Consider the following 13,806-nt stretch of genomic DNA (forward strand, 5'->3'; position numbering starts at 1 on the left):
CGGGGGAGGTTCGTCCGCTCAGTCCCGCTTCAGGCGTTCGCCGAGGGCTTCGAGGACGAGCGGGGGAACCAGGTGGGAGACGTCGCCGCCCCAGGTCGCGACCTCCTTGACCAGGGAGGACGACAGGAAGCTGTAGGTGGGGTTGGTGGGGACGAAGAGGGTCTCCACGCCCGACAGGCCGATGTTCATCTGGGCCATCTGCAGCTCGTAGTCGAAGTCGCTGACCGCGCGCAGGCCCTTGACGATGGCCGGGATGTCGCGCTGCTTGCAGAAGTCCACGAGCAGGCCGTGGAAGGCCTCCACCCGTACGTTCGCGTACTCGGCGGTGACCTCGCGGATCAGTTCCATCCGCTCCTCGACCTCGAAGAGGCCCTTCTTGGACTTGTTGATCATCACCGCGACATAGACCTCGTCGTACAACTTGGAGGCGCGGCCAATGATGTCGAGGTGCCCGTTGGTGATGGGGTCGAACGACCCGGGACAGACGGCACGGCGCACTTGGGATTCCTCGCTCTCCGGTCCGGTCATCGTGCGTCTTCGCACGTAGCGGCGGCGCGACCGTACCAAAACGTTCCCTCGCCGTAGCGACGGGCCCTGATGGCGTCGAAACCGGTCGGCCAGGCGAATTCACCGCCTCTGGTGCTGCGCTCCACGGTGACGAGGGCTTCGTCGGCTAGCCAGCCCTCCGTACGGAGTGTGAGCAGGATCTCCCGAAGATCGTCGTCCGAGACGGCGTACGGGGGGTCCAGGAAGACGAGGTCGTACGGCTCGTCCGGCACCGGGCCCTGGATGATCTGCTCCGCTTTGCCCGCTCTCACCTCGGCGCCGGGGAGTCCGAGCGACCGGACGTTGTCGCGGACCGTGCGGGCCGCTCGCGCGTCGGCCTCGACGAGGAGGGTGTGGCCGGCGCCTCGGGAGAGGGCCTCCAGACCGACGGCGCCCGAGCCGGCGTACAGGTCGAGGACCCGTTCGCCGTCGAGGGGGCCGCCGAGGAGGGACTCCCAGGTGGAGAAGAGGCCCTCGCGCGCGCGGTCGGAGGTGGGGCGGGTGCCTGTGCCGGGCGGCACGGAGAGGCGCCGTCCGCCGGCGGCGCCGGCGATCACGCGGGTCATCTTCGGGTCCTTGCGGCAGGGGGCGGCTACAGGTCCAGTCTGGCAGGTGGGAGGGGGAGGGGGCGCCTGGCGGGTGCCCGCCCGATCGCCATGGGCGACCGCGGGTCCCCGGGGTGTTCGCGCGGTTCTCCGCGCTCCTCACGGGACGCGCCGCCCTCGGCCCTTGCTGCCCGGTGCGGGCGCGGCCGCCCCCTCAGCCCTTGTCCAGGTACTGCTCCCGCTCCTCGTCCAGCAAGGCGTCCAGGGCTGTACGCAGCGCCGGGAGCCGGTCCAGGTCCGGGTCGGCCGCCACCACCGCGGCCGCCTCCTCCCTCGCCTCCGCGATGATCTCCTCGTCGTCGATGACGGTCAGCATGCGCAGGCTGGTGCGGGCGCCGGACTGGGCCTGGCCGAGGACGTCGCCCTCGCGGCGCTGTTCGAGGTCGATGCGGGAGAGTTCGAAGCCGTCGAGGGTGGCGGCGACGGCGCCGAGGCGCTGGCGGGCCGGGCTCGCCTCGGGCATCTCGGTGACCAGGAGGCAGAGACCGGCGGCGGATCCCCGGCCCACCCGGCCGCGCAGCTGGTGGAGCTGGGAGACGCCGAAGCGGTCGGCGTCCATGATCACCATGGCGGTGGCGTTCGGGACGTTCACCCCGACCTCGATGACCGTGGTGGCGACCAGGACATGCGTCTCGCCGGCGGCGAAGCGCCGCATGACCGCGTCCTTGTCGTCGGGGTGCATCCTGCCGTGCAGGACCTCGACCCGCAGACCCTGGAGGGGGCCCTTGGCGAGCTGGTCCGCGACGTCGAGGACGGCGAGGGGCGGGCGCTTCTCGGCCTCGTCCTCGGGGGACTTCCCGCCGGTCTTCTTCGGGCCGGTCCTGTTCGGGTCGGTGGGTTCGTCGATGTCGTCCCCGATGCGGGGGCAGACGACGTACGCCTGGTGGCCGTTCTCCACCTCCTCGCGCACGCGCTCCCAGGCGCGGGCGAGGAAGTGTGGTTTGTCGGCGGCGGGGACGACATGGCTGGCGATGGGCGAGCGGCCGGCGGGGAGCTGGTCGAGGACCGAGGTGTCCAGGTCGCCGAAGACGGTCATCGCGACCGTACGCGGGATGGGGGTGGCCGTCATGACCAGGAGGTGGGGCGGCTGTTTGCCCTTGCCGCGCAGGGCGTCGCGCTGCTCGACGCCGAAGCGGTGCTGCTCGTCCACGACGACCAGGCCCAGGTCGTGGAACTGCACCTTGTCCTCGATCAGCGCGTGCGTGCCGATGACGATCCCGGCCTCGCCGGTGACCAGGTCAAGCAGGGCCTGCCGGCGGCCCGCGGCACCCGTCGACCCGGTGAGGAGCACCACCTTGGTGGCGTGCTCCGATCCGCCGAGCATGCCGCCCTCGGCCAGCTCGCCCATCATCTCGGTCACCGACCGGTGGTGCTGCTGGGCGAGCACCTCGGTGGGCGCGAGCATGGCCGCCTGACCGCCCGCGTCGACGACGGCGAGCATGGCGCGCAGGGCCACCAGCGTCTTGCCGGAACCGACCTCGCCCTGGAGCAGCCGGTGCATCGGGTGCTCGGTGGCCAGGTCGTCGAAGATCTCCCGGGAGACCTTCCGCTGCCCGTCGGTGAGGGTGAAGGGGAGGCGGGCGTCGAAGGCGGTGAGGAGGCCCTCGGGCGAGGGGCGGCGGGCGACGGCGGGGAGCTGGGAGTCGGCGTGGCGGCGGCGCGCGAGGGCGACTTGCAGCACGAATGCCTCGTCCCACTTGAGGCGGTCGCGGGCACTGTCCCGGTCCGCCTTGGTGTGGGGGCGGTGGATCTTCAGGAGGGCCTCGGGCAGCGAGACCAGACCCCGGCCCTCCCGCAGCGACTCGGGCAGGGGATCCCGGGCCTCCTGGGCGCTCGGCAGGACCGTCTGGACGGCCTTGGCGATCTTCCAGGACTCCAGTTTGGCGGTGGCCGGGTAGATCGGGATGAGGGCGCCGGCCCAGGTGTCGACGGTCTCGGTGTCGCCGTCGCCCTCTCCGCGCAGCAGCTCGTAGGCCGGGTGGGCGAGCTGGAGGCGGCGGTTGAAGACGGAGACCTTTCCGGCGAACAGCGCGCGGGTGCCGGGGAGGAGGTCCTTGTGGGGCTTGTGGACGCCGTGGCCGAAGAAGACGAGCTGGAGGCGGCCGCTGCCGTCCGTGATGGTCACTTCGAGGCGCTGGCCCTTGCCCCGGGGGGCCTTGGCGGAGGCGAAGGTGTGCAGGCGGGCGTCGGCGACCTGGGCGACCACCGTGACGTGCTCGTCCATGGGCAGGTCGGCGAGACGGGTGAGCCGGCCGCGCTCCTCGTACCTGCGGGGGTAGTGGTGCAGCAGGTCCCCGACGGTGTGCAGGCCGAGGTGCTCGGCCATCACCTTCGCGGTGGCGGCGCCGAGCGAGTTCTTGAGCGGTTCTTCGAGCGCGGGCACGAGATCCATTGCACACCACGGCACTGACAATCCCGTAGACGTCCTTGAAATCCGCTGGTCAGGCGGGTCGTTCGCGCCTAGGATGACGCTCTCCCGGACCCAGCCGTGTCAGGGCCCGTACCGCCTCCCGTCCGCGGTCACCGTCTCCCGGGACCGCCCGACCCCGCCGCCGTCGCCAGAATCCCCTCCACCGGCGCTGCGACGATGGATTCAATGACCTCACAGTCATCCCAGGCACCCCAAAATTCTCCGGCGCCTCAGTCGCCTCATACGTTCCAGGTCGATCTGCGTGGCCTGGTGGATCTGCTCTCGCACCACCTCTATTCGAGTCCCAAGGTCTACCTGCGCGAACTGCTGCAGAACGCCGTGGACGCGATCACCGCCCGCCGTGCCGAACAGCCGGGCGCGCCCGCCCGGGTGCGGCTGTTCACCGAGGGCGGCGCACTGCGCGTGGAGGATTCGGGCATCGGGCTCACCGAGGCCGACGTGCACGACCTGCTCGCCACGATCGGGCGCAGCTCCAAGCGCGGCGACGGCGGCATCCAGGAGGTCCGCTCGGACTTCCTGGGGCAGTTCGGCATCGGGCTGCTGGCGTGCTTCGTGGTCGCCGAGCGCATCCGCGTGGTCAGCCGCAGCGCCCGCACGCCGGACGCCCCGCCGGTGGAGTGGACGGCCACCGACGACGGCTCGTACACCGTGCGGACCCTGCCCGACGAGGCGCGGCCCGAGCCGGGCACGACCGTGCATCTGGTCGCGCGGCCCGGAGCCGCCGAATGGCTCGCCCCCGCGCGCGTGCTGACCCTGGCGCGGGACTTCGGATCGCTGCTGCCGTACGACGTCCGGGTGGGCGAGGAGGCGGTCACCGATCTGCCGGCCCCCTGGGACCGCGCGTACCCCTCCCCCGCCGGCCGGCGGGTGGCCCTGGCCCGGCACTGTCACGACCTGTTCGGGTTCACCCCGCTGGACTCCATCGAGCTGAACGTGCCGCTGGCCGGGATCCGGGGCGTGGCGTACGTGCTGCCGGCCGCCGTCAGCCCGGCCCAGCGGGCGAGTCACCGGGTGCACCTGAAGGGCATGCTGCTCACCGAGCGGGCCGAACAGCTCCTGCCCGACTGGGCGTTCTTCGTGCGGTGCGTGCTCGACACGGACAGTCTGCGGCCCACGGCGTCGCGGGAGTCGCTGTACGAGGACGAGACCCTGGCGGCCGTGCGGGAGGCGCTGGGCGAGCGGATCCGCGGCTGGCTCACGGGGCTCGCCGCCGGTGATCCGGAGCGGCTGGCGGCCTTCCTGTCGGTGCACCACCTGGGTGTGAAGTCGCTGGCCCGGCACGACCGGGAGATGCTGCGCACGATGCTGCCGTGGCTCCCGTTCGAGACGACCGACGGGCGGCTGTCCCTGGAGGAGTTCGCGCAGCGGCACCCGGTGGTGCACTTCACGCGGACGGTCGAGGAGTACCGCCAGGTGGCGCCGATCGCGTCCGCGCAGGGCGTCGGGGTCGTCAACGGCGGCTACACGTACGACAGCGAGCTGGTCGAGGCGCTGCCGTCGGTGCGGCCTGGGACGGTGGTCGCCGAGCTGGACGCCGAGACGGTGACGGCGCACCTGGACGCGCCAGACCCGGACGAGGAACTCGCGCTGGCGGACTTCCTGTCGGCGGCGCGGGCCAGGCTCGACCCCCTGGGCTGTGATGTCGTGCTGCGGGCCTTCCATCCGCTGTCGGTGCCCGCGCTGCACCTGGACGACCGCTCCGCCCGGCACGAGCAGGCGCGCGCGGAGGCGGAGGAGCGGGCGGACGACCTGTGGGCGGGCATCCTCGGCTCGCTGCGGGGCGGTGCTCCGCGCGCGAAGCTGGTGCTCAACCACCTCAACCCACTGATCCGGCGGATCGGTTCGCTGTCCGACCGGGAGCTGATCGGCACGGCCACGGAGTCCCTGTACGGGCAGGCCCTGCTGATGGCGCAGCGGCCGCTCAGGCCCGCGGACTCGGCGCTGCTGAACCGCGCCTTCATCGGCCTGCTGGAGTGGGCCACGCACGCCGAGGGGGACGGCCGCCCGTGAGAGACGTCATGGACTTCGACGAACTGCGCCGGGCCATGGCGGAGAACTACGGGCAGCCGGAGGGCCCCGCGCGCAACGCGCGCGCGGAGCTGCTGCTCGCGGAGGCGGAGCGGCTGAACGTGCCGCTCGCCGTGATCGAGGCGCTCGGGCACCAGCTGAAGGTCTACAACTACAGCTCCGAGAAGGACAAGATGTTCGTCCCCTTCGCGCGCCTGCTGCGCATGTGGGACGAGCACCCGGAGGACTTCGACGAGTACGAGGTCCACTCCCTGCACTGGGTGTTCAAGTGGATGTCGGCCGGCATGCTGAACCAGCCGCACGTCCCGCTCGCCTCCATCGAGAAGTGGCTCGGCGAGATGGAGCACCGCTACCGGCTCGCCGGGCACTCGGAACGGGCGGTGCGCGACGCCGAGTTCAGCGTGGCCGCGCACGTGGGCGACCTGGCGAGGGCCGAGCGGGCGTACGACGCGTGGCTGGCCGCCGACCGGGACGCGATGGCCGACTGTCACGCGTGCGAGCTGCACGGCCAGGGCTGGTGGCGGGCCCTGCGGCGCGAGGACGCCGAGGCGCTGGAGCTGTGGGCGCCGGTACTGGACGGCACGTACTCGTGCGCCCATGAGCCGCACACCGTCCTGGCATCCTCCCTGCTGCCGCTGCTGCGGCTGGGGCGCCCCGAGGAGGCCCGGGCCCACCACCTGCGGGGTTTCCGGCTGGTGCGGGCGATGGAGAGCATGCGGGGCGCGTACGCGGACCATGTGGAGTTCTGTGCCCTGACCGGCAACGAGGCGCGTGGTCTGGAGCTGCTGGCGGAGCGTCCGGCGTATTTCACGGACTCCGGCGATCCGCGCAGCAAGCTGGACTTCCTGAGCGTGGTGGCGCTGCTCATGGACCGGCTCGCCGCGCGCGGGTTCGCCGGTCGGACGGTTCCCGGCCCCGCCGGGCGCACCTGGACCGCCCGTGAACTGGCCGCCCACGCGCGCGAGGAGGCCCTCTCCCTGGCCGCCCGCTTCGACGAGCGCAACGGCACGTCGTACGTCGGCGGCCTCGTCCGGGAGCGGATGGACCAGGCACCGCTGCTGGACCGGCTGCCGCTGGGCGTGCGCACGGCACGGCCGGTGGCCGCGGTGCCGGCGCCCCGGCCGCCGGCCGCCGTGGAGCGGACGGAGGACCGCGCCGTGCCGGAGGGCCTGCCCGGTCTCCTCGCGGAGGCGCGGCGGCTCTCCGCGGGCCTGCATCCCGGTTCCGTCGATGCCTGGGCGGCCGTGGCGCGGGCCGCCGCGGCCGAGGGCGCGGAGCTGGACGCCTGGGACCGCGCGGAGATCGTCGACCACGAGGCGATCGGCCTCGGGCCGGAGGGCCGCACGCTCTTCGAACGGGCGGCCGAGCTGTACGAGGAGGCCGGAGACCCGGGCGAGGCGCTGGCGGCACGCGCGCGCGGGGCGAGCGTGCACGCCCTGGCGGGCGAGTCGGACAGGGCCCTGGACCTGATGTCCGAGCCGTACGAGAGGATCCTCGCCCTCTGGGCGGAGGGCGGGACGGGTCCGCGGCAGACGGCGTCCGTGCTGGTGGGACGGGCCCGGATACTCGTGCAGCGGATGCACGAGACCGAGGACGCCGACGCGGTCCCCCCTGCCGAGGCCGCCGTGCGCGAGCTGGTGACCTTCGTCGAGCCGCGCCGCGAGGAGGATCTGCGGCTGGCCTCGCGGGCCGCGGAGGCGCGGGCGATGCTCGGGGAGCTGGCCGCGCGGGGCGGGGACGCGGCGGCGGCCGCCGATCTGTTCGCGGAGGCCGCCGAGCGGTACGTGGCGGCCGGGCTGCCGTGGTTCGCGGTGCAGTACGAGGCGCGGCTCGCCGGGGTCGCTCAGCAACTCGGGGACCTGGCGAGGGCCGAGCGGGCGGCGCTGGCGGCGCTGGAGCACGGCGGGCCGGACCTGGAGCCGGTGGGCCACGCCCAGCTGCGTCTCCAGCTGGCCGAACTCCTCGGCGCCGACGACCGGGTGGAGGCGGCCCTCGCGCACGCCCTGGAGGCGGCGCACTGGGCGGACGAGGCGGGCGAGGGGCCGACGCTCGGCGCCTGGGCCCGGCATCTGCTCGGCGGGTTCCTGCTGCGGCTGGGACGGTGGGCGGAGGCGGCAGAGGTTCTGGAGTCCGCCCTTGCCGATCTCACCGCCGAGACGCACGGGGACGGAGCCCTCGCCCAGACCCTGTGGTGGCTCGGCGACTGCCACACCGAGCTGGGTGAGCACCGCGAGGCGGCCGAACGGTGGCTGCGGGCCGCCGACATCGCCCGGCACTGGCCCGAGCAGCACGACCACGCCATGCTCGCCCATCTCACCGCGGAAGCGCTCGCACGCGCGGGGCTGCCCGCCGATGCCGACCGGGCGTACGCCCGTGCCGTCGACCTCTGGGGCGAGCTGGGGAACGTCCACGGGTACGTCCGCGCGCTGCGCGCGCGTGCCTGGTACGCGGCGCGGGAGCGCCGCGAGGGGGCGGAGGGCTCCGCCCCGGACGAGGCCCGGGAGCTGATGGGCGACGCGGTGGCGGGCTGCGAGGCGGCCCTGTCGGACGTGAGCGGTGAGGAGAACCGGCGGCGGATCGTCGCGGAACTGGGTGAGACCTACCGGCAGTTCGGTGATCTGCTGGCCCGCTCCGTGGCCGAGGACGCGGAACTCGTCTCCTTCGGGCCGGTGTTCGAGGAGGCCCTCGGGTTCGTCGAGCGGGCGGTGGCCGTGTACGACTCCCTGGGCGAAGAGTTCCTCGACGCGTGGTCCGCGGCCGAACTCGCCGCGGGGTGGCTGGAGGTCGATCTGCAGCGGGCGGGGGCGGCGGCGGTCCGGGCGCGGGGGGTGCTGGCGGCGTTCGGTGACCGTGCGGACGAGACCGCGGGCGCACGGCGGGCGGAGGCGGAGCGGTTGGTCGTGGCGGCTGAGGCGCGGGGCTGAGCCGGTGGGTGGGGGTGCCTCCGGGGATTGCGCCCCCGCCGCCCCCCTCTCTCTCCCCCTCCGAAGGAGCACCGGGCCCGGCGCCCCCGGGTGGCCGGGCTACTCCACGCCGATCAGCAGCAGGGCACCCTGCCGGCCGCCCCGGTACACCACCGTGTCCACGGCCAGGTACTCCCGTACCCGGGTCTCCACGTGGTCGACGACCTCGGCGGGGGCCTCGTCGCCCAGGACCAGGGTGACCATCTCGCCGCCGGCGGCCAGCATCCGGTCGACCACCGCGGCCGCGGTCAGTGTGACGTCGGAGCCGATGACGGCGACATCGCCGTCGATGAGGCCGAGGACGTCGCCGGCCTGGCAGATGCCGGCCATGGTCCAGGACTGGCGTTCGGCGATGACGACCTCGGCGTAGCGAGTGGCGCCGGCGGCGGACGTCATGGAGACCACGTCCTCGTCGAAGCGGCGGCCGGGCTCGTGGACGGCGAGGGCGGCGATGCCCTGCACCGCCGAGCGGGTCGGGATGAGGGCGACTCGGACGCCCTCCGCGCGGGCCTGTTCGGCGGCGGCCGCCGCGGTGTGCCGCAGGTCCGCGTCGTTGGGCAGCAGCACCACCTCGCGCGCGTGGGCACGCCGTACGGCATCCACCAGTTCGCCGCTGGCGGGCGGCTCCCCGGGGCGGGCCAGGACCGTGGTCGCGCCCGCCTCGGCGTAGAGCCCGGCCAGCCCCTCGCCCGGGACGACGGCCACGACGGCCCGCTGGGCGCGCTCGCGCGGCGGCCGCCCGGCCTCGCCGGTCACATGGGCGTCCCCGGCCCCGAAGTGCGTGATCCGGATGCGGTACGGCCGCCCGGCTTCGACGCCCGCCTCCACGGCGGCGCCGGCGTCGTCGACGTGCACGTGCACGTTCCACAGCCCGTCGCCGCCGACCACGACGAGCGAGTCGCCGAGGGCGTCCAGCCGGCTCCGCAGACGGGCCACGGCCGCGTCCTGCGCCTCCAGGAGGTAGATCACCTCGAACGCGGGGCCGCCCGCGCCGGGCTGGTCGTCCGCGCACACCTCCGCGGTCTCCGCGGCCCGGGCCACGGGCGCCTGCCCCCCGGCACCGGCCACCTCCCTCGGCGCCTCACCCGTGAACGTCTCCACCAGCGCCGCCAGCACCGCCACCAGACCTCGTCCGCCCGCGTCCACGACGCCGGCGCGGGCCAGGGCCGCCAGCTGGCCCGGCGTCCCCGCCAGGGCCGTACCGGCGCCCTCGTAGGCGGCGCGGGCGACCGTGCCGCAGTCGCCCTCGGTACCGGTGGCCGCGTCGGCCGCCGCGGAGGCGACCGTGAGGACGGTGCCCTCGACGGGGTGGGCGACCGCGTCCCTGGCGGAGTCGGCGGCGTGCCGCAGCGCGAGCCGCAGGCCCGGGCCGTCGGTGTGAACCGCGTCACCGTCGTCGGCGAGCACCTGGGCCATGCCCCGCAGGAGCTGGGCGAGGATCGTTCCGGAGTTGCCCCGGGCCCCGATCAGGGCCCCGTGCGCCATGGCCCGCGCCGCCTCGGCGAGGGTGGGCCTGCCCGCTCCCACCGGAGCGCCGGTCTCGTGGCCCGCGAAGACCGCCTCCACGGCCGCCGCCGCCGACTCCATCGTCAGGTAGAGGTTCGTGCCGGTGTCGCCGTCGGCCACCGGGTACACGTTGATGGCGTCGATCTCCTCGCGCGCGCGTCCCAGCGCCGCCAGCGCGAGTCCGCACCAGGTGCGTACCGCGAGAGCATCGAAGAATGTCTGCGGCACCTGCGGCACCTGCGCCTCCTTGAGCTGCTTGGCTGCTGGACGTGGGACCCGGGGGGACGCCGCACGCCGCACGCAGCGTAGACCGGCGGTGGTGACCGCCGGTAAGAGGGCCGGGACGAGGCCCCGACCAGCCATGGTAGTTTCGTTGTGCGGACGCAGTCGTTGTATGCTGCTCCGGTTGTCCGATTCGGATCGATGATCCAGACCGGACTCTCCCCCTGGCAACGCCACTCGGATCCCAGTCGATGAGATCGTGATTCCGGCATGCCGGGATCAACCGTAAGCGCATCTGAAGTCTTTGGAGTGACCCGTGGCTGCCAACTGCGACGTCTGTGGCAAGGGGCCGAGCTTCGGCAACAACATCTCGCACTCGCACCGCCGTACGTCCCGTCGCTGGAACCCGAACATCCAGCGCGTGCGTACCGTGGTCGGCGGGACGCCGAAGCGCGTGAACGCCTGCACCTCGTGCATCAAGGCCGGCAAGGTCTCGCGCTGACGCTCAGCCAGCGCGCGGCCACTGCTGGTTCGCTGCTCAGAGCCGGTCCACCGTGAGGTGGGCCGGCTTTTTGCCGTACCCGTACTCGGATCCGCGTACAGCCCCTGATCCGGGACGTGGCCACGGCCTGCCCGCGAGGGGCCTCAGGCGGTCGGAGCACCCCGTGTGAGAGCCCAGCCGTGGTCCACGGGCCCGATCCCGCCGCCGAGGGCGAACCCGCCGGCGATCGCCCCGGACACATACGCCTTGGCCGCCGTCACGGCCTCCGGCACGGTACGCCCCCGCGCGAGGTGCGCGGCGATCGCGGAGGCGAGGGTGCAGCCCGTGCCGTGCGTGTGCCGGTTGTCGTACCGGGGGGCCCGCAGCCAGTGCTCCTCGGCACCGTCGGTCAGCAGGTCGACGGCGTCCCCCGGGAGATGTCCGCCCTTGATCAGCGCCCACCGGGGCCCGTGGGCCAGCAGGGCCTCGGCCGCCTCCCGCATCCCGGCCTCCGACCGGACCCGTACGCCGGTGAGTTGGGTCACCTCGTCGAGGTTCGGGGTCGCGACGGTGGCCACCGGCAGCAGCCGCGTCCGTACGGAGTCCAGGGCGGACGCGGCGAGGAGCGGGTCGCCGTGCTTGGAGACGCCGACCGGGTCGACGACGACCGGCGCGTCCGTGGCCGCCAGCAACTCGGCGACGGCCTCGACGAGTTCGGCCGAGGCGAGCATGCCGGTCTTGACGGCCTGCACGCCGATGTCGTCGACGACACTGCGGTACTGGGCGCGCACCGCCTGTACGGGCAGCTCCCAGGCGCCCTGTACGCCGAGGGAGTTCTGTGCGGTGACGGCCGTGACGACGCTCATCCCGTGCACACCGAGCGCGAGCATGGTCTTCAGGTCGGCCTGGATCCCGGCCCCGCCGCCGGAGTCGGACCCGGCCACGGTGAGGACCCTCGGGGGCACGGGACTCGGGGCGGCGGTCATGACTCGATGTCCCCGAAGTGGTCCCAGCCGCCCTTGCTGGTCCAGGGCGCCCCGTCGACGGTCACCTGGGGCAGCGCCGAGGGGTTGAGGACCTCGCCGATCACCTTCCACCGCGCGGGCAGCTTCACGTCCTGCGGGAAGGTGGCCACGATCGCGTGGTCCTCGCCGCCGGTGAGCACCCACTGGAGGGGGTCGACGCCCACGGCCTGACCGATGTCGTGCATCTGGGTGGGGATGTCGATCGCGCCGGAGCGGATGTCGATCCGGCACTTGCTCGCCTCCGCGATGTGCCCCAGGTCCGCGATCAGCCCGTCGCTGACGTCGCACATCGCGGTCGCGCCGAGCGAGGCGGCGGCCGGACCCGCGTGGTACGGCGGTTCGGGGCGCCGGTGGGCCTCCACGAAGGCGCGCGGCGAGCGGAAGCCGCGGGAGAGCACCGCATGCCCGGCGGCGGACCAGCCGAGCCAGCCGGTGACGGCGACGACGTCGCCGGGCTGGGCTCCGCCCCTGGTGACGGGCTCGTGGTTGCGCAGATCACCGAGGGCGGTGATGGAGATCATGATGGTGTCGCCGCGGACGACGTCCCCGCCGACCACGGCCGCGCCGGCGACCTGGCACTCGTCGCGCAGGCCGTCCATCAGCTCGGTGGCCCAGGTCACCGGGAGTTCGGCGGGCGCGACCAGACCGAGCAGCAGGGCGGTGGGTACGGCGCCCATGGCGGCGATGTCCGCGAGGTTCTGCGCGGCGGCCTTGCGTCCGACGTCGTAGGCCGTGGACCAGTCGCGCCGGAAGTGCCGCCCCTCCAGGAGCAGGTCGGTGCTCGCCACGACCCTGCGGTCCGGCGCCGCCACCACGGCGGCGTCGTCGCCGGGGCCGACCCGGACCGCCGGGGTGGTGGTGAGCCGGGAGGTGAGCTCCCTGATGAGCCCGAACTCCCCCAGCTCTCCCACGGTGCCCTTCATCGTCGTATCGCCCCTTCTCGTGCCGTTTCCAGTGTCGCTCCCGCCCGGTCGCGGGCCGTTGTCGTCCTCGGTACGGTCGAGTGGACCGTCAACTCGCGTCGTCCCCGTCCCCCGGTGCGTGCGGCGCGGCCTCCAGGGGTCTCCCCCCGGCGCCTGACGACGCGATACCGTGGCGTTCCTTTTCCCGACATGATCCACATGATCCTCGTGGCCGCCCTGGAGGTTCCGTGGTACAGGCGTACATCCTGATCCAGACGGAGGTCGGCAAAGCGTCGACCGTCGCCGAGACGATCAGCAAGATCCCTGGCGTCGTCCAGGCCGAGGACGTGACGGGTCCCTACGACGTCATCGTGCGCGCCCAGGCCGACACCGTCGACGACCTCGGTCGGCTGGTGGTCGCCAAGGTCCAGCAAGTGGACGGGATCACCCGCACCCTGACCTGCCCGGTCGTGCACCTGTAGCCCCCGTCTACCCTTGGCCGGTGAACTCGTTGCGTCACCGGCCGACCGCTCGCCTCGGGCTGCCCGTCCTCGCCGTGTCGTTGATCGCCGTCGCGGGCTGCTCCTCAGCAGACGACGGCGGCTCGGCGGCGGTTCCCAGCCCGGGGGCCGCCGCCACGACACTGTGCCGGAAGCTGGACGGGGTGCTGCCGCGGAAGGTGGACGGTCTCGGCCGCCGGGATCCTCGGCCCGCCTCCGCGCTGACGGCGGGCTGGGGCGACGCGGTGATCATACTGCGCTGTGGTGTGCCCCGGCCGCCCAAGATGGCCGACCCCGCGGTGGCGGAGGGCCGGGACGACGACGCGGTGGCCGGGGCCGTGGACGGGGTGGACTGGCTGATGGAGAAGCGGGACGGTGGCGCCTACCGCTTCACCACGGCCAATCGCTCCGCGTACGTGGAGGTGACGGTGGCGGCCGAGCGGGCCGCCGAGGACACGTCGCCGATCCTGGTGGGGCTGGCGCCCGCGATCAAGAAGGCGGTCCCTGAGGGGGTTGCCTCCTGAGCGGGTGCTCAGGAGGCCGTCGGGACGGTGCGGGCCGGATCATGGCTGGTCGCGCGGTTCCCCGCACCCCTCT

10 protein-coding genes and 1 pseudogene are annotated in these 13,806 nt (G+C 73.6%); 5 read left to right on the plus strand and 6 right to left on the minus strand.

The genetic code is table 11. The features are described 5' to 3' along the window. Window positions 1-18: 18 nt before the first annotated feature. The 3 genes and pseudogenes from coaD to recG all read right to left on the minus strand — a co-directional run bounded on the left by coaD (window position 19) and on the right by recG (window position 3,543). On the minus strand, window positions 19-498 hold the full coding sequence (gene coaD, locus ACZ6BB_RS29860) for a pantetheine-phosphate adenylyltransferase (RefSeq protein WP_013000432.1): 480 nt from the start codon (window positions 496-498) through the stop codon (window positions 19-21). Between the two features lie 26 nt (window positions 499-524). After that, a pseudogene (gene rsmD, locus ACZ6BB_RS29865) lies at window positions 525-1,115 on the minus strand (16S rRNA (guanine(966)-N(2))-methyltransferase RsmD); the annotation flags it as partial. Between the two features lie 190 nt (window positions 1,116-1,305). Next, complete coding sequence (gene recG / locus ACZ6BB_RS29870; RefSeq protein ID WP_471618237.1) at window positions 1,306-3,543, minus strand: ATP-dependent DNA helicase RecG; 2,238 nt, start codon at window positions 3,541-3,543, stop codon at window positions 1,306-1,308. A gap of 195 nt (window positions 3,544-3,738) precedes the next feature. Here recG and ACZ6BB_RS29875 point away from each other — a divergent pair, with 195 nt between their 5' ends. Together ACZ6BB_RS29875 and ACZ6BB_RS29880 are read left to right on the plus strand one after the other, a co-directional pair. Next, window positions 3,739-5,592 (plus strand): HSP90 family protein, encoded by a 1,854-nt coding sequence (locus ACZ6BB_RS29875; protein WP_471618238.1) that lies wholly within the window; start codon window positions 3,739-3,741, stop codon window positions 5,590-5,592. A gap of 8 nt (window positions 5,593-5,600) precedes the next feature. After that, entirely contained in the window at window positions 5,601-8,534 is a 2,934-nt protein-coding gene (locus ACZ6BB_RS29880; RefSeq protein WP_471618322.1) for a tetratricopeptide repeat protein, read from the plus strand. 99 nt (window positions 8,535-8,633) lie between these two features. Here ACZ6BB_RS29880 and ACZ6BB_RS29885 read toward each other — a convergent pair whose 3' ends face one another. Further along, complete coding sequence (locus ACZ6BB_RS29885; protein WP_471618239.1) at window positions 8,634-10,316, minus strand: DAK2 domain-containing protein; 1,683 nt, start codon at window positions 10,314-10,316, stop codon at window positions 8,634-8,636. A gap of 301 nt (window positions 10,317-10,617) precedes the next feature. On the opposite strand from ACZ6BB_RS29885, the gene rpmB reads away from it, so the two are divergent. Continuing rightward, the gene (gene rpmB / locus ACZ6BB_RS29890) at window positions 10,618-10,803 is read left to right on the plus strand and encodes a 50S ribosomal protein L28 (protein ID WP_013000438.1); all 186 of its coding nucleotides are present in this window, start codon (window positions 10,618-10,620) and stop codon (window positions 10,801-10,803) included. Window positions 10,804-10,946: 143 nt separating this feature from the next. Here the strand turns inward: rpmB and thiD are convergent, their stop codons facing one another. Both thiD and ACZ6BB_RS29900 read right to left on the minus strand, forming a co-directional pair. After that, window positions 10,947-11,768, minus strand: a complete 822-nt coding sequence (gene thiD, locus ACZ6BB_RS29895) for a bifunctional hydroxymethylpyrimidine kinase/phosphomethylpyrimidine kinase (RefSeq protein WP_471618240.1) — start codon at window positions 11,766-11,768, stop codon at window positions 10,947-10,949. Beyond that, window positions 11,765-12,730 carry a thiamine-phosphate kinase gene (locus tag ACZ6BB_RS29900; RefSeq protein WP_471618241.1) on the minus strand — a complete coding sequence of 322 codons (966 nt, stop codon included), beginning with the start codon at window positions 12,728-12,730 and terminating at the stop codon, window positions 11,765-11,767. The genes thiD and ACZ6BB_RS29900 overlap by 4 nt, the downstream gene beginning before the upstream one ends. Window positions 12,731-12,957: 227 nt before the next feature. On the opposite strand from ACZ6BB_RS29900, the gene ACZ6BB_RS29905 reads away from it, so the two are divergent. Continuing rightward, on the plus strand, window positions 12,958-13,191 hold the full coding sequence (locus ACZ6BB_RS29905) for an Lrp/AsnC family transcriptional regulator (RefSeq protein ID WP_013000441.1): 234 nt from the start codon (window positions 12,958-12,960) through the stop codon (window positions 13,189-13,191). 20 nt (window positions 13,192-13,211) lie between these two features. Next, complete coding sequence (locus tag ACZ6BB_RS29910) at window positions 13,212-13,733, plus strand: DUF3515 domain-containing protein (RefSeq protein ID WP_471618242.1); 522 nt, start codon at window positions 13,212-13,214, stop codon at window positions 13,731-13,733. The last annotated feature ends 73 nt before the right edge of the window (window positions 13,734-13,806 follow it).

This window comes from Streptomyces sp. NPDC041108 (assembly GCF_055592645.1).